Consider the following 16,458-nt stretch of genomic DNA (forward strand, 5'->3'; position numbering starts at 1 on the left):
CGGGCGGCTCTCTACCCTTGAAGGGCCGGCGTTCAGCCTTACATGGGCAGGATGACTGCATCCACTCCTGCCTCTCCCAGCCCTTCCTCCAACCCCCTGCTCGACTTCGGCGCCCTGCCGCTGTTCGACCAGATCCGGCCTGAAAACGTCGCGCCCGCCATCACCCAACTGCTGGCGGATGCCGATCAGGCACTGAGCACCGTCACGGCGCCGGAGTTTCCCGCCAACTGGCAGCAACTGGCTGCCACGCTGGACGTTGCCACCGAAAAACTGGGGCGTGCCTGGGGTGCGGTCGGCCATCTCAAGAGCGTATGCGATACCCCCGAACTGCGTGCTGCCTACAACGCCATGCTGCCGGCCGTGTCCGATTTCTGGACGCGCCTGGGTGCCGATGAACGCCTCTACGCCAAATACAAGGCGATTGACGCCAGCAGCCTGAACGCCGAACAGCAGCAAGCCCTGAAGAACGCCTTGCGCGGTTTCGTTCTGAGCGGTGCCGAACTGCAGGGCGCCGCCCGCGAGCGCTACGCCGCCATCCAGGAACGCATGGCCGAGCTGACGCAGAAGTTCAGCGAAAACGCCCTCGATGCGACCGACACCTGGGCCTATTACGCTAGGCTGGAAGAGCTGCGGGGTGTGCCGCAGGATGTGATCGACGCAGCACGCGCAGCCGCCGAAACCGACGGCAAGCAGGGCTACAAGCTGACCCTCAAGATCCCGAGCTACCTGCCCGTGATGCAGTTTGCCGACAGCAGCGCCCTGCGCCAGAAGCTCTATCGCGCCTACAACACGCGCGCCTCGGAGCAGGCCGAAGGCGATGCCGTGAAGTACGACAACAGCGCCGTCATGGCCGAGATTCTGGCCCTGCGCCAGGAAGAAGCCGCGCTGCTGGGCTTCACCAGCTTTGCCGAGGTCTCGCTGGTGCCCAAGATGGCCGACCGGCCGGACGAAGTCATCGGCTTCCTGCGCGATCTGGCCTCCAAGGCCCGCCCCTATGCCGAAAAGGACGTCGCCGACCTGCGCGAGTTTGCCGCCACGGAACTTAAGCTGCACGATCCCCAGCCCTGGGACTGGCCCTACATCAGCGAAAAGCTCAAGGAAGCGCGCTATGCCTTCAGCGAGCAGGAAGTGAAGCAGTACTTTCCGGCACCCAAGGTGCTGGCCGGCCTGTTCAAGATCGTCGAAAACCTGTTCGACGTCAGCATCCGGCGCGACCATGCGCCGGTCTGGCACGACAGCGTGGAGTTCTACCGTCTGGAACGCAACGGTGTGCTGGTGGGCCAGTTCTACCTCGATCCGCCCGCACGCCAGGGCAAGCGCGGCGGCGCCTGGATGGACGACGTGCGCGCCCGCTGGGTGCGCCCGGACGACGGCAGCCTGCAGACCCCGGTCGCCCATCTGGTCTGCAACTTTGCCGAAGGCGTGGGCGGCAAGCCGCCGCTGCTGACACACGATGACGTGATCACGCTGTTCCACGAAACCGGCCACGGCCTGCACCACATGCTGACGCAGGTGAACGAGCACGATGTTTCCGGCATCAGCGGCGTGGAATGGGATGCTGTGGAACTGCCCAGCCAGTTCATGGAAAACTTCTGCTGGGAATGGAGCGTGCTGCGCGACATGACGGCCCATGTGGATACCGGCGAGCCGCTGCCGCGCGAACTGTACGAGCGCATGCTGGCCGCACGCAACTTCCAGAGCGGCATGCAAACGCTGCGTCAGGTGGAATTCGCCCTGTTCGACATGCTGCTGCACAGCCAGAATCCGGCGCCGACCGACGTGATGCCGCTGCTGCACGCCGTGCGCCAGGAAGTAGCCGTGATCCTGCCGCCCGAGTGGAACCGCATGGCGCACACTTTCAGCCATATCTTTGCCGGCGGCTACTCGGCGGGATACTACAGCTACAAGTGGGCCGAGGTGCTGAGCGCCGATGCCTACGCCGCCTTCGAGGAAACCGCCGCCTTCGACGGCACACCCGACCCGGCCACGGCCCGCCGCTTCCGCGAGGAAATCCTGGAGCGCGGCGGCAGCCGTCCGGCCATGGAGTCCTTCAAGGCCTTCCGCGGCCGCACGCCCAGCATCGAGGCGCTGCTGCGGCATCAGGGCATGGCCGAGCCGGCCTGAGCGGTTTCGTCAGCCTGGCGTGACCCAGGGCATTGACTGAATCTCACCCCGGTCGCCGTAATACATCATGCAATCCCGAGCGCGCGTGGAGGCTTCCACGCGCGCTTCAGCGTATCGTCACGGCAACATTTTGGCTTGACGCATCCGTAACAATGGTGCGCTGCATCAATTCGTGGCCCAAAAGTGTCCATGGATGCTTTCGACGTCTGTAAAATTCACCTGCAAAGTGTGATGCGGACGAAGTTCTGACGGCCTTTGTGGCAGGTTAATACCTGCCCTGATCCGGAAAGAGCGCAGGATTGTGTCGTGTGTGTGCGGGACGGTGCGCCTCTCCGGGGGTTTATATCTCCTCACGATACGGGCACGACAAGATGCTACAAAACACCTCCCTCGACTCTTTCCTGGCCACGCTGATCAAGCGCGACCCCAATCAACCCGAATTCCTGCAGGCGGTCAAGGAAGTGTTGTCGAGCCTGTGGCCGTTCGTGCAGCAGAATCCGCGCTACGCCCAGCAAGCCCTGCTCGAGCGTCTGTGCGAACCCGAGCGCGTGATCCAGTTCCGCGTGAGCTGGCAGGATGACAAGGGCCAGACCCACGTCAACCGCGCTTTCCGCATCCAGCACAGCAATGCCATCGGCCCGTTCAAGGGCGGCATGCGCTTTCACCCCTCCGTCAACCTGTCCATCCTGAAGTTCCTGGCTTTCGAGCAGACCTTCAAGAACGCACTGACCACGCTGCCCATGGGCGGCGGCAAGGGCGGCTCCGATTTCGACCCCAAGGGCAAGAGCGACAACGAAGTGATGCGCTTCTGCCAGGCCTTGATGACCGAGCTGTACCGCCACATCGGCCCCGACACCGACGTGCCTGCTGGCGACATCGGCGTGGGCGCGCGTGAAGTGGGCTTCATGAACGGCATGATGAAGAAGCTGTCGAACAACACCGGCACCGTCTTCACCGGCCGCGGCCTGACCTACGGCGGCAGCCTGATCCGCCCCGAAGCCACCGGCTACGGCACCGTGTACTTTGCCCAGGCCATGCTGCAGCATGCCGGCAACTCCATGGAAGGCAAAACCGTCTCCGTGTCCGGCTCCGGCAACGTGGCCCAGTACGCCATCGAGAAGGCCATGGAATTCGGCGCCAAGGTGGTGACCGCTTCCGACTCCAATGGTACCGTGTATGACGCCAACGGCTTCACGAAGGAGAAGCTGCTGGCCCTGATGGACCTGAAGAACGAGAAGCGCGGCCGCATGAGCGAGTTTGCCGAGCAGTTCGGCCTGCAGTACGAAGAAGGCAAAACCCCGTGGCACATCCCGGTGGACATTGCCCTGCCCTGCGCCACCCAGAACGAACTCAACGAGGAAGACGCCAAGACCCTGGTGAAGAACGGCGTGATCTGCGTGGCCGAAGGTGCCAACATGCCCAGCACGCTGGAAGCCGTGGAAGTGTTCCTGGCCAACGAAAAAGTGCTGTACGCACCTGGCAAGGCCAGCAACGCCGGCGGTGTGGCCGTGTCCGGCCTGGAAATGGCCCAGGGCGCCCAGCGCCTGTACTGGAGCAGCCAGGAAGTCGACGCCAAGCTGCTGAACATCATGACCGACATCCACAGCAACTGCGTGGCTTACGGCAGCAAGGACGGCAAGGGCCGCGTCAACTACGTGGACGGTGCCAACATCGCCGGCTTCGTCAAAGTGGCCGATGCCATGCTGGCCCAAGGCGTTTGCTGATTGCCTGATGCGGCTGCTGCCCTCCTTCACGGAGGGCTGACAAAAGAAAAAACCCGGAAGGTTTGCACCGACCGGGTTTTTTCATGGGTTAATCGGGCGATCAGTAGAGCAGTGTCTCGACGCCCTGCTCCGTGCCCAGAAGGCACACATGCGCCTTCTGGTGCGCAAACACGCCCACGGTGACCACCCCTGGCCACTGGTTGACCAGATTCTCGAAGGCAAGCGGATCGGTGATGCGCAGGCCGTGCACATCGAGGATATGCTGGCCGTTGTCAGTCACCAGCGGCACGCCGTCCTTGAGGCGGACGCTGGCCTGTCCGCCCATTTCCTCGAACTGGCGCATGATCCGGCCGGCGGCCATGGGGATGATCTCGACCGGCAGCGGGAAAGCGCCGAGCGCCTCCACGCGCTTGCTGGCATCGACAATACAGACGAAACGGCGGCTTTGCGCGGCAACGATCTTCTCGCGCGTCAGCGCCGCGCCGCCGCCCTTGATCATGTAGCCGTGGCCGTCAATCTCGTCAGCGCCGTCGATATACACATCCAGCCATTCCACCTCTTCCGCAGGGAACACCGGAATGCCCAGCGCCTGCAGACGCTCGGTGGAAGCCACCGAACTGCTCACCGCGCCCTGGATCTGGTCCTTCATGGTGCCCAGCGCATCAATGAACTTGTTGACGGTGGAACCCGTCCCCACGCCGACGATGGTGCCGGGGGTGACGTAGTTGAGGGCGGCCTGGCCGACCAGGGTTTTGAGTTCGTCTTGGGTCATGGGCTGCTTTTCCTGCAAAGGATTTGGGACAATACGCATATTGTGCCCGCTGCAGCAGGCACACCAACAACTAGAACACAGCAATATGTCCCTGATCCCCTACTCCCTGTCCCGCTCCGTGCTGTTCCGCCTGGATGCGGAAACCGCCCACGAAACCACCATCGACATGCTGGCAAAGACCCAGCACTCCTCGCTGCTGCGCCGCGCCTATACGCAGCCCTTCGTGGACGATCCGGTGATGCTGTGCGGGCTGCGTTTTCCCAACCGCGTGGGCCTGGCCGCCGGTCTGGACAAGAACGCGCGCTGCATTGCGGCCTGGGAGGCGATGGGGTTTGGCTCGATCGAGGTGGGCACCGTCACGCCCAAGGGCCAGCCGGGCAACCCCAAGCCACGTATTTTCCGGCTGCCCAAGGCCAACGCGTTGATCAACCGGCTGGGCTTCAACAACGAGGGGCTGGAGGCCTTTGTGCGCAATGTGCAGCGCACACGGCCAGCCAATAGCCGCAGCCTGCTGGGCCTGAACATCGGCAAGAACGCGAGCACGCCGATCGAGCAGGCGGCGGACGACTACCTCATCTGCCTGGATGGCGTCTATCCCTGGGCCGATTACGTGACGGTGAACATCAGCAGCCCCAACACCAAGAACCTGCGTGCGCTGCAGAGCGACGAGGCGCTGGATGCCCTGCTGGACACCCTGATGCAGCGCCGCGCCGCGCTGGCGCAACAGCATGGCAAGGACAAGCCGCTGTTCATCAAGATCGCCCCGGATCTGGAGCAGGACCAGATCGAGTTGATTGCCACCACGCTGCGCCGCTATGGCTGCAATGCCGATGGCAGCCATGCCGGCAAGCTGGGCGTGATTGCCACCAACACCACCATCGGGCGCGAGGCTGTGCAGGGCCTGCCCCACGCGGAGGAAACCGGCGGCCTGAGCGGCGCACCCGTGCTGGAAAAGAGCAACCACGTCATCCGCGAGCTGCGTGCGAAGCTGGGCAAGGACTTCCCGATCATCGGCGTGGGCGGTGTGCTGAGCGGCGAGGATGCGCGCAGCAAGCTGGCTGCAGGAGCGGATCTGGTGCAGATCTACACCGGCCTGATCTATCGCGGGCCGGCGCTGGTGCATGAGGTGGCGAAAGCGTTGAAGCGTTAAAGCGCGGGCGCCCCCGGCCGGTCAGCGGCTCAGTCCTGCCGCTGCTTCAGGATATAGCGATCCGCCAGCACGCCGGTGATCAGGCTGCCGTCCTTGTTCAGCAGGCGGGCCGAGCCGCCCAGCACCTGGTAGCGGCGGTTCTGGGCATTCTGGTCCAGCTGCACCACGGTGTGATCGGCATTCCAACTGAAGGCTCCCCGCATGATGCTGGGCAGGCTGTTGCTGCCTTCGCGTTTCATGCTGAGGATATAGGTGTGGTTCTCGTACAGCGACAGTAGCGTGCGGATGCCCTCGCAATCGCCACAGGGCAGCATGCCGTCGTAGTGGCCGACCCAGGACAGGTCCTGCGCCTGGGCCTCCGGCTCGGATGCGACCGGAACGCGCGGCAAAGAAGCATCCTGCACCGGCGTGACGACGACGCCGGCATCTTCCAGCTGGTCCTGCACGGAGGGCGGCGGCGGAACGGGCGCTGGGATGCGGGATGGAGCAGTACTGCGGGTTTCAATGGGCGCGGAGCGGCGGCCATCGACCGGCGGCCAGCCCGGATTGTCGAGCGACACGGTGGCGCAGCCGGCCAGCCAGGCGGCTCCGGCCAGTGTCAGGGTCATTTGCAAGGTGCGGGACAGGGCTCGCATGGGGAATCTCTCCTGGTCAGTCTGATTCGTGCATCGGCCCTATTGTGCATCGCGCGGACGGGCCGGTGCCGGAACGGGTTCAGTCGATCGGCGTGAGCTTGGCGACGCTCAAGGCCAGCCACTTCACGCCGTGGCGGCTGAAGTTGATCTGCGCCTTGGCATCGGCGCCGCTGCCTTCCAGCATCTGCACCGTGCCTTCGCCGAACTTGGTGTGGAACACGCGCATGCCTTTCTTCAGGCCATGCGCCGGTTCGGTCTTGCGCACCACTTCGGCTGCGCCCTGCCCCACGGCCTGGCGCACGTCGCGGTTCCAGCTATCGCCCTGGCTGCCGCCCCAGCGGCCTTCGTAGCCCGGCATGGCATCGGCAAAGCCGGCGCGCTTGGGGGTGATCCACTTGAGGCATTCCTCGGGCAGTTCGTCGAAGAAGCGGCTGCGGATGTTGTAGCGCGTCTGGCCGTGCAGCAGGCGCGTCTGCGCGTGGCTCAGGTAGAGGCGCTGGCGTGCGCGGGTGATGGCCACATACATCAGGCGGCGCTCTTCTTCCAGACCGTCGTAGTCGTTGAGGGAGTTCTCGTGCGGGAACAAACCCTCTTCCAGGCCGCTGATGAACACGTTGTTGAATTCCAGGCCCTTTGCGGCGTGCACGGTCATCAGCTGCACGGCGTCCTGGCCAGCCTGAGCCTGGTTGTCTCCGGCCTCCAGAGCCGCATGGGTGAGGAAGGCGGCCAGCGGAGACAGGGTTTCGCCATCGGGCAGCACGTCGGCCGCACTGGCCGTGATCGCCGCATCCTGCGCGGCGGCCTCGCTCTCGCCGGGCCAGGCGGGTGCTGCGCTGGTATCGAGCTGGTGCATGCCGGCGCTTTCCTTGCCAAAGCCTTCCAAACTGACAAAGCTTTCGGCGGCGTTGACCAGTTCCTGCAGGTTTTCCACCCGGTCGGCGCCGTCGCGCTCGTTGCGGTAATGCTCCAGCAGACCGCTGTTTTCCAGCACCAGCTCGACGATTTCCTTCAGCGTGATCTGGTCTGCCTGCTCGCGCATGGCATCGATTTTGGCCACGAACGAGGCCAGATTGGCCCCGGCCTTGCCGGGCACCTGCTGCACCGCATCCACCAGCGCGGTATTGCCGCCGCGGGCGGCATCCTGCAACTGCTCCAGCGTGCGTGCCCCGATGCCGCGCGGCGGAAAGTTCACCACGCGCAGGAAGGAAGTGTCATCGCGCGAATTGTCCAGCAGGCGCAGGTAGGCCAGCGCGTGCTTGATCTCAGCTCGCTCGAAAAAGCGCAGGCCGCCATACACGCGGTAGGGAATCGCATGGTTGAACAGCGTCGATTCGATCACCCGGCTCTGCGCGTTGCTGCGGTAGAGAATGGCGACTTCCTTGCGCGCACTGCCGTCGCGCACCAGTTGCTTGATCTCGTCGACGATCCACTGTGCCTCGGCCAGATCGCCAGGCAGCTCCACCACGCGGACCGGCTCGCCGCAGCCCTGGTCGGTACGCAGGTTCTTGCCCAGGCGGCGCGTGTTATGACTGATCAGTGCGTTCGCACTGTCCAGAATGTTGCTGTAGCTGCGGTAGTTCTGTTCCAGCTTGATCTGGTGCTGCACTTTCAGTTCGGTGACGAAATCGTTCATGTTGCCCACGCGCGCACCGCGGAAGGCGTAGATGCTCTGGTCATCGTCGCCCACCGCGAAGATGGCATTGCGCGGCACCGGACTGCCCGCCTCGGGCACGAACTGCTTGAGCCAGAGGTACTGCAGGCGGTTGGTATCCTGGAACTCGTCCACGAGAATGTGGCGGAAGCGGCGCTGGTAATGCTGGCGCACCAGCGGATAGTCACGGAGGATTTCGTAGCTGCGCAGCATCAGTTCGCCAAAGTCCACCACGCCTTCGCGCTGGCACTGCTCCTCGTAGAGCTGATAGATCTCTACCTTCTTGCGGCTTTCGGCATCACGCACCGGCACGTCGCCCGGGCGCATGCCCTCTTCCTTGCAGCCGCCGATGAACCACTGCATCTGCTTGGCGGGGAATTGGTCATCATTGATGTTGAACTGCTTGTACAGGCGCTTGATGGCCGAGAGCTGGTCCTGCGTGTCCAGGATCTGGAAGCCCTGCGGCAGGTTCGCCACCTTGTAGTGCACACGCAGAAAGCGGTTGCACAGACCGTGGAAGGTGCCGATCCACATGCCGCGCACGTTGATGGGCAGCATGGCCGACAGGCGCGCCGCCATCTCTTTGGCCGCCTTGTTGGTAAACGTCACGGCCATGATGCCGCCGGGCGATACGCGCTGCTGCTGCAATAGCCATGCAATGCGTGTGGTCAGCACGCGCGTCTTGCCGGAGCCGGCACCGGCCAGAATCAGGGCATGCTCGTCGGGGAGCGTGACGGCCCGCATCTGCTCGTCGTTCAGGCCGCGCAGCAGGGCATCGCCGGCGCCTGCCATGGGGGCGGCGGGCGCAAAGAAATCATCGTCGAATAGGGAAGACATGGTGCTATTGTAGAAAGCTGAGCGCCCCATGCACGATGTGCCGATCAAGGCTAGAATCAACTACCGGGCCCAAGTATTTGCGCCCGGTTTTTTGTGCCTGCTTCACAGGCATGACCGGGGACCGCGGTGCAATCCAAGTGCCTTTCTTTTTGTCTGTTTCGTCGCAAGCAAAGGACTTGGAATTCCATGGAAATCTTCGACTACGACCACGTACTCCTGCTGCCGCGCAAATGCCGCGTCGAAAGCCGCAGTCAGTGCGACACCAGCGTGCAGTTCGGCCCGCGCAGCTTCAAGCTCCCCGCCGTGCCCGCCAACATGAAAACCGTGGTGGACGAGCCGCTGTGCATCTGGCTGGCACAGAATGGCTATTTCTACGTGATGCACCGTTTCGACCTGGATTCGGTCGCCTTCGTGCGCCGCATGCACGAACTGGGGCTGTATGCCAGCATCTCGCTGGGCATCAAGGAGGAGGACCGCGCCACCGTCGACACCTTGGCTCGGGAGGGTCTGGTGCCCGAATACATCACCATCGACATCGCCCACGGCCATGCCGATTCGGTCAAGCACATGATCGGCCACATCAAGGACAGGCTGCCGCAGAGTTTCGTGATTGCCGGCAACGTCGGTACGCCCGAGGCGGTGATCGATATGGAGAACTGGGGCGCTGACGCCACCAAGGTCGGCATCGGTCCGGGCAAGGTGTGCATCACCAAGCTCAAGACCGGCTTCGGTACCGGCGGGTGGCAGCTCAGCGCGGTGAAATGGTGCGCACGCGTGGCTACCAAGCCGCTGATTGCCGATGGCGGCATTCGCAGCCATGGCGATATTGCCAAATCCATCCGCTTCGGCGCCACCATGGTGATGGTCGGTTCGCTGTTTGCCGGCCATGAGGAATCCCCCGGCCGCACGGTGGAAGTGGACGGCGAGCTGTTCAAGGAATACTACGGCTCGGCCAGCGATTTCAACAAGGGCGAATATCGCCATGTGGAGGGCAAGCGCATTCTGGAGCCCATCACGGGCAAGCTGGCCGACACCCTGCTGGAAATGCAGCAGGATCTGCAAAGCTCCATCAGCTATTCGGGCGGACGTGCCTTGATGGATATCCGCAAGGTAAATTACGTCATACTGGGCGGCGACAATAATGCCGAACACCTGCTGATGTAATTGATGCACCGCTCCTTCAAACTGCTTGCCGCCCTGCTGCTGGTCCTGCTGCTGCAGGCCTGCGCCTCCGTCCAGTACCAGCCGCTGGCAACCATCGACCGCATAGCCCCTCAGGAAGGCTACCGCCTGCGCCAGGCCATTACGCGCCAGCAGTTGCCGGGCAATGCGGACGACATCTTCATGGTGGTGATGTTCTCCGGGGGGGGTTCGCGCGCGGCGGCGCTGGGCTATGGCGTGCTGGACGAACTCCGCAGGCAGCAGTTCGAATGGAATGGCAAGACGCACCGGCTGTTCGACCAGGTGGATCTGACCTTCGGGGTTTCCGGCGGATCCATCCTGTCTGCCTACTACGCGCTGCATGGCGAAGACATGTTCGGCGATTTCGAGCGGGATTTTCTCAAGCAGAACCTGCAGGGCAATATCGCGCGCAAGGCTTTCACCATTACCAATTGGTCGCGCCTGACCTCGCCCCAGTTCGGGCGCGGTGACCTGCTGGAGGAACAGCTGAACCTGGCCCTGTTCCGTCACGCCACTTTTGGCGATCTGGCGCACAGGCGCAAAGGCCCGTTCACCGTTATCGGCAGTACCGACATGGCCTCGGGCACGCGGCTGGATTTCACGCAGGAGGCCTTCGATCCGCTCTGCCTGGATCTCTCTGCCCTGCCGCTGGCGCGGGCCGTGGCGGCCTCCAGCGCTGTACCGCTGGTATTTTCGCCCCTCACGCTCAACAACAACGGCGGGCATTGCGGCTACGCCGTGCCTGGCGAGATGGAGCAGGCCGTGTTCTACGCCGACCCGAACGCCCTGCAAACCACCACCCGCCGCGAACTGCTCGACAATGTGCTGAGCTACGGCAACCGCGAGAAACGTCCCTATATCCACCTCCTCGATGGCGGCCTGGTGGACAACCTCGGCATGCGCAGCCTGCTGGACATGACGCAGCTCTACAGCAACAAGCAGCTGTATGACCAGTTCACGGTGCACAATACACGCAAGATCGTGGTCATCAACGTCAATGCGCAGAACCGCATGGACACCACCATCGACCGTAGTGCCGACGTGCCGCGCCTGCGCGAGGTGGTACAGGCCCTGATCAACATCCCGATCGACCGCAACTCACAGGAAAGCGTGCGCCAGTTCCGCCGCCTGGCCGACAACTGGCGCAAGGACGAGGAACGGCGCGTGCAGCTGCAAGGCGGCGAGCCGATCGAGTTGTACTTCATCAGCCTCACACTGAAGGATCTGGCCGACTCCGCATTGCGCGAGGAAATGCTGAATGTGCCAACCTCGCTCTACCTGCCGGGGCCGACCGTGGAAAAGCTCAAGCGCGCGGGGGCAGACCTGCTGAACCAGTCCGAGGAGTTCGGACAATTGCGCAAGGCGCTGGGCTTGCGACGCGACGAGCGCTGACGCGTACGGATCCAGCCGCTATCATTGCCGCATTCGCCGCCCTGCGGCGCCCCGCTTCTCCTGTTCATGACTGATTCCCCTTCCGATCATCCTGTGCTGGCCCTGCTTGGCACGGGTGCCATGGGCTTTCCCATGGCCCGCCGCCTGTGCCAGGCCGGCTTTGCCGTCCACGTCTGGAACCGCACGGCCAGCAAGGCCAACGGCCTGACCGAATATGGCGCCATCGTCCACCCCACCGCTGCCGAAGCCGCCGCGCGGGCTCATATCCTCATCAGCATGCTGGAAAACGGCCAGGTCGTGCGCGAAGTGCTATTCAACCAGGGCGTGGCCGATGCCATGCGTCCCGGCGCCCTGTGGATCGACATGGCCAGCATCGCCCCCACGGAAGCGAGGGAACATGCACAGCAGTTGGCAGTCCTTGGCTTACGTGCACTGGACGCGCCAGTGTCAGGAGGCACGATTGGAGCCGAACAGGGCACGCTGTCCATCATGGCAGGAGGGTCTGCAGCTGATTTTGCCGAAGCCCAAATCGTGTTCGCCCCCCTCGGCCGATCCACGCACGTAGGCCCGGCTGGCAGCGGCCAGCTTGCGAAAGTGGCCAACCAGATGATCGTCGGCACCACCATCGGCGCCGTTGCCGAGGCCCTCATCCTGTGCGCCAAGGGCGGCGCCGACATGGGCAAGGTGCGCGAGGCCCTGATGGGCGGTTTTGCCGACAGCCGCATCCTGACCCTGCACGGCGAGCGCATGGTGCAGCGCGATTTCGCCAAACGCGCCCGCATGGATGTGCAACTCAAGGACATGCGCAACGCCATGAGCACGGCAGCAGAGCTGGACTGCACGCTGCCCATCGCGTCGCTGGTGGAGCAACTGTATGGCGAAGCCATTGCCCACGGGCTGGCCGAACTCGACCATTCCGGCCTGTTCGTGGAACTGGCGCATCGCAATGGGGTGGAATGAATCAATGACCGATCTGCGCCATCAACCTTTGTTGCTAACGTGCCGTCTTGCGGCATATCGCGCCATGCCGCTTGGCACACCTTCCGTGGATAGATCGGGAACATATTCAACCAATTCCGTATTTGTTCCTGATCAGGGCTTTATTCTCGGTAACGGAGTCTATGGAAATAACCCAGAATCAAACTCACCCAGCCGATTTTCCATTCCGATGGCTGCCGAACCGGACGGCTGCGAATGGCATGAAACCTGGCTGAGCCAGACACCCGTCCACCCCCTGCAGTACGGAAATTACGCCTGCCGCCACAACACCGAAGTGCTGTGGGGCTGCACCTCCATCGTCATGCCCGAACAGGGTGCATGTGCGCCTGCAGTCGCGGCCGCCTACATGGAGCTGTTCCGGCTGCTGCAGGACAGCGGCTTCCCGCACCTCTGGCGTATATGGAACTACATTCCGCGCATCAACCAGCCCAACAGCGAGGGGCTGGAGGTGTACCGCGATTTCAACTCCGGCCGGGCGCAGGCCTTCGCCGCTGCCTACGACCAGGATCTGGTCCAGATGCCCTGGGCCACGCGCCATATGCCGGCAGCAACGGGCATCGGCTGCGACGGAGACAGCATCCGCATGTATTTCCTCGCAGGCCGCAACCCCGGCACGCATGTCGAGAATCCGCGCCAGGTTGCCGCCTACCGCTACCCGTCCGATCACGGCCCGCGGCCGCCCTGCTTTGCCCGCGCCAGCACTGCGCGGCTGCCGGGCGGTCGGCCCTTCTTCGTCTCGGGCACCGCCAGCATCATCGGTCACCAGACCGTGCATATCGGCGACATTGCGGCGCAAACTCGCACCGCCATCGATAACATCGCCCTCGTGGCGCGCAATGCCGGCTCCAGTCTGGAGCAGCTGACGCTGTACAAGGTCTACGTGCGTCATGCGCGTGACCTGGAACAGGTCCGCCGGATCTGCATCGAGCGACTGCCCCCACAGGCGCAGGTGGCCTATTTCGTGGCCGACATCTGCCGCTCCAACCTGCTGATGGAAATCGAGGCCATGCAGAACTGAGCTGCACCGGGCTCTGCCGCTTCGACCACACCATGAAAAACACCCCAAAGTTGGTGTCCAACTTTTGGGGTGCAGTTCAATCAGCAGGACTTCGTTTTTGGCCGGGTTGGCAACTGCGGCGGCCAACCCGTGATCGATTGCCTGGGCCACGAACCTGCGCGACCCGACACCTGTCAGCGGCCGCGCTTGCCCGAATGGTGGCCAGCTGCCATGGCACCGCCGCGCATGCCACCGCCTTCACGACGCGGGCCGTTGCCGCCGAAGGATGGACGGCCGCTGCCGCCAAACTCCTGGCGCTCCGGACGGCGACCGGCATGGTGTGCCGCCTCGCGTTGCGGACGGCCCCAGCTGCCACCACCCTCGGCACCGGCGCGAGGCTTGCGCGGAGCCGGCGCTTCGCCAAAGCCGCCGAAACCGGCCACACGACCCTGGCTGAAGCCCTTGCGCGGACCGTTGCCACCAAAACCACCTTTGCCGCGGCCGCCACGGCCTTCACCGCCAAAACCGGCGCGGCCCTTGCCCTTGGGCGGATGGCGCGTCGGCGTGCGCTGCTCGGGCTCCAGACCCGGCACCACGGCCGTCATGAACGGCTGCTTCGTATAGTCCTCGATGTCCCACACGCGGTTGCGGTCGCGGAACTCGGCAAAGGTCACGGCGATGCCGCTGCGGCCGGCACGGCCGGTGCGGCCGATGCGGTGCGTGTAATCCTCTGCCTTCATCGGCAGGCCGAAGTTGAACACGTGCGAAATGCTGGGCACATCGATACCGCGCGCCGCCACATCGGTAGCCACCAGGAATTGCACCTTGCCCTGGCGCAGCGCCATCAGGCGGCGGTTGCGCAGGCCTTGGCTCAGGGCCCCATGCAGCGCCACGGCAACAAAGCCGGCCTGCTGCAGGTCTTCGGCCAGGCCGTCGCACTCGATCTGCGTGCTGGCGAACACGATGGCCTGCTCAATGGAAGGATCACGCAGCCAGTGGTCCAGCATGGCGCGCTTGTGCGCGAAGTTGTCGGCCCAGTAAAGCTTCTGCTCGATCGAGGCGTGCTTCTCCTGCGGGGAATCGATCTGCACCTTCTGCGGGCTACGCATCACGCGCGCAGCCAGTTGCTGGATGCGCGGCGCGAACGTGGCGCTGAACATCATGGTCTGGCGGCGGTCGGCCGTCAGCTGGTGAATCTCGGCCAGGTCTTCCTGGAAGCCCAGATCCAGCATGCGATCGGCCTCGTCCACCACCAGAAACTGCACCTTGTCCAGCTTGATCTGCATGGAGCGCTGCAGGTCCAGCAGACGGCCGGGCGTGGCCACCACCAGATCGGCGTTCTGCAGACGCGCCACCTGCACGGCGTAGGGCATGCCGCCCACCACGTGCGCAATGCGCAGGCCCTTGCAATGCTTGACCAGGTCGATAGCATCATGCGCCACCTGTTGCGCCAGCTCGCGCGTGGGGCACAGCACCAGCGCGCCCGGCGTGGCCGCCTTGAAATGGCGGCGGTCGGTCGGGTTCTTGCGGCGCGGCCTCTTCGGCGGCTCTTCGCCGTTGGCGATGGCCTCGTCGATCTTGCGCTGCCACTCGGCCTTCTCGGCGGCGATGGCTGCCTGTTGCTGCTCCAGCAGCGTGTGCAGCACGGGCAGCAGGAACGCCGCCGTCTTGCCGGAACCGGTCTGGCTGGACACCATCAGGTCCACATAGTTGTGGCCCTCGGCATCCTGCTCGGCCAAGGCCAGCGGGATGGCGGTGTTCTGCACCACGGTCGGCTGGGTGTAGCCCAGGTCCAGACAAGCCTGTACCAGCGGCTCGGCCAGGCCCAGCTTGACGAAGCCATTGTCGCCGTCGGCTACCGGCGCCAGGGCGTCAGCCGCCAGCGGCGCATGCAGATGCGGATCCGGAATGGAATTGTTGGTCTCGGAAATGGCCTGCAGCGCGGCATCGGCCATGGAAGATTCGGACTGCGCCAATGCGGCAGCCCCAGTGGTCTGGTTTTGAGTCATTTTTTTTACTCGCACGCACGCAAAAAACCCGTTGCGGGCTGCGTGTGTCAGGGTTGAAAAAGTGCATCAACCGTCTGACAGCATTCACCACGAAAGATGTGGGAGAAGGCCAAGTGGCCTGAGGTGCTAGATGGGAGATGTACTGCGAATGGCGCGGGCATTTTGCACCGTGCTCGCCAAAGAGATGGGATTATCGTTCAGATTGGTGTTTTCACCAAGTATTTTTCTCGACGTTGTTTGTTGGCACATCGGACGCTTGCGTTGTGCGCAAAGTGACAGGCCTATAATTCTTGCCACATGGAAAGGAATCCCGTATGCACGCAACGTTCAGGTTTACGCGATCCAAAAACATTTTTTTCTGTACGCTGTTCCTGCTGGGCGCATCCGGGATGGCCTCTCAGGCCCATGCCTTGGATGCTGGCCTGGTCGCCGGCTCCGCAGTAGATGACGATGTGGCCAAGGTCGGGCTGGTGCTGGGCTGGGACCACTCCGCCGAACCGCTCTGGCAAGGCCGCAACTGGCATCTCGACCTGCGCCACGAAGTGACCGCCTCGCAGTGGCTGGTCAAGCAGCACAAAGATGTGTTCGAGGTCGGCTATTCGCCAGTGCTGCGCCTGTACCGCAACACGCCGCCAGAGCAGGGGCGCTTCTTCGCCGAAACCTCCATCGGCCTGCGCCTGCTGTCGCGCACGCAGGTAACGGCCGACAAGACGGTATCCACGGCATTCCAGTTTTCGGACATGATCGGCGTGGGCTATCAGTGGGGGCAGAACGCACGGCACACCGTCGGATTACGCTATCAGCATATTTCGAACGCCAGCATCAAAAAGCCTAATCCAGGCGTGAATTTTGGCGTGCTGTATTACCAGCAGAGTTTTTGAGGTGACTCGCCGTGCAGGAGTCACTCTGCATCAACAAATCCTGTGCCTTCTCCTCGGGAAGGCGCTGCGCCGGTGCTATGCTGCAATTATAAGGAGCAAAGCACT

Annotated in this window: 12 protein-coding genes; 8 read left to right on the plus strand and 4 right to left on the minus strand. The window is 63.5% G+C overall.

The genetic code is table 11. The features are described from left to right. Positions 1 to 51 precede the first annotated feature (51 nt). Positions 52 to 2,124 (plus strand): M3 family metallopeptidase, encoded by a 2,073-nt coding sequence (locus tag KKQ75_RS04785; protein WP_213360702.1) that lies wholly within the window; start codon positions 52 to 54, stop codon positions 2,122 to 2,124. A 371-nt stretch (positions 2,125 to 2,495) separates the two neighbouring features. Further along, entirely contained in the window at positions 2,496 to 3,848 is a 1,353-nt protein-coding gene (gene gdhA, locus KKQ75_RS04790) for an NADP-specific glutamate dehydrogenase (RefSeq protein ID WP_213360703.1), read from the plus strand. A gap of 100 nt (positions 3,849 to 3,948) precedes the next feature. Here the strand turns inward: gdhA and rpiA are convergent, their stop codons facing one another. Beyond that, positions 3,949 to 4,620 carry a ribose-5-phosphate isomerase RpiA gene (gene rpiA, locus KKQ75_RS04795; protein WP_213360704.1) on the minus strand — a complete coding sequence of 224 codons (672 nt, stop codon included), beginning with the start codon at positions 4,618 to 4,620 and terminating at the stop codon, positions 3,949 to 3,951. Positions 4,621 to 4,705: 85 nt separating this feature from the next. Between rpiA and KKQ75_RS04800 the strand changes: the two genes are divergently transcribed. Further along, positions 4,706 to 5,770: a quinone-dependent dihydroorotate dehydrogenase gene (locus KKQ75_RS04800; protein ID WP_213360705.1), complete on the plus strand. Its 1,065-nt coding sequence runs from the start codon at positions 4,706 to 4,708 to the stop codon at positions 5,768 to 5,770. 29 nt (positions 5,771 to 5,799) lie between these two features. Here the strand turns inward: KKQ75_RS04800 and KKQ75_RS04805 are convergent, their stop codons facing one another. After that, complete coding sequence (locus KKQ75_RS04805) at positions 5,800 to 6,405, minus strand: copper resistance protein NlpE (RefSeq protein ID WP_213360706.1); 606 nt, start codon at positions 6,403 to 6,405, stop codon at positions 5,800 to 5,802. 79 nt (positions 6,406 to 6,484) lie between these two features. Further along, a complete protein-coding gene (locus tag KKQ75_RS04810; protein WP_213360708.1) occupies positions 6,485 to 8,893 on the minus strand; it encodes a UvrD-helicase domain-containing protein in 2,409 nt (802 codons plus the stop codon). A 186-nt stretch (positions 8,894 to 9,079) separates the two neighbouring features. Here KKQ75_RS04810 and KKQ75_RS04815 point away from each other — a divergent pair, with 186 nt between their 5' ends. From KKQ75_RS04815 to KKQ75_RS04830, 4 genes are all read left to right on the plus strand, one after another. Beyond that, a complete protein-coding gene (locus tag KKQ75_RS04815; RefSeq protein WP_213360710.1) occupies positions 9,080 to 10,057 on the plus strand; it encodes a GMP reductase in 978 nt (325 codons plus the stop codon). Positions 10,058 to 10,060: 3 nt separating this feature from the next. Beyond that, positions 10,061 to 11,467 (plus strand): patatin-like phospholipase family protein, encoded by a 1,407-nt coding sequence (locus tag KKQ75_RS04820; protein ID WP_213360712.1) that lies wholly within the window; start codon positions 10,061 to 10,063, stop codon positions 11,465 to 11,467. Positions 11,468 to 11,533: 66 nt separating this feature from the next. After that, positions 11,534 to 12,427: an NAD(P)-dependent oxidoreductase gene (locus KKQ75_RS04825; protein ID WP_213360714.1), complete on the plus strand. Its 894-nt coding sequence runs from the start codon at positions 11,534 to 11,536 to the stop codon at positions 12,425 to 12,427. Positions 12,428 to 12,635: 208 nt separating this feature from the next. Further along, positions 12,636 to 13,484 carry a hypothetical protein gene (locus tag KKQ75_RS04830; protein WP_213360715.1) on the plus strand — a complete coding sequence of 283 codons (849 nt, stop codon included), beginning with the start codon at positions 12,636 to 12,638 and terminating at the stop codon, positions 13,482 to 13,484. A 173-nt stretch (positions 13,485 to 13,657) separates the two neighbouring features. On the opposite strand, the gene KKQ75_RS04835 is transcribed toward KKQ75_RS04830, so the two are convergent. Next, positions 13,658 to 15,472: a DEAD/DEAH box helicase gene (locus tag KKQ75_RS04835; RefSeq protein ID WP_250131006.1), complete on the minus strand. Its 1,815-nt coding sequence runs from the start codon at positions 15,470 to 15,472 to the stop codon at positions 13,658 to 13,660. A 314-nt stretch (positions 15,473 to 15,786) separates the two neighbouring features. Between KKQ75_RS04835 and KKQ75_RS04840 the strand changes: the two genes are divergently transcribed. Beyond that, complete coding sequence (locus KKQ75_RS04840; protein ID WP_213360716.1) at positions 15,787 to 16,353, plus strand: acyloxyacyl hydrolase; 567 nt, start codon at positions 15,787 to 15,789, stop codon at positions 16,351 to 16,353. The last annotated feature ends 105 nt before the right edge of the window (positions 16,354 to 16,458 follow it).

Source organism: Brachymonas denitrificans, assembly GCF_907163135.1.
Classification (GTDB): domain Bacteria; phylum Pseudomonadota; class Gammaproteobacteria; order Burkholderiales; family Burkholderiaceae_C; genus Brachymonas; species Brachymonas denitrificans_A.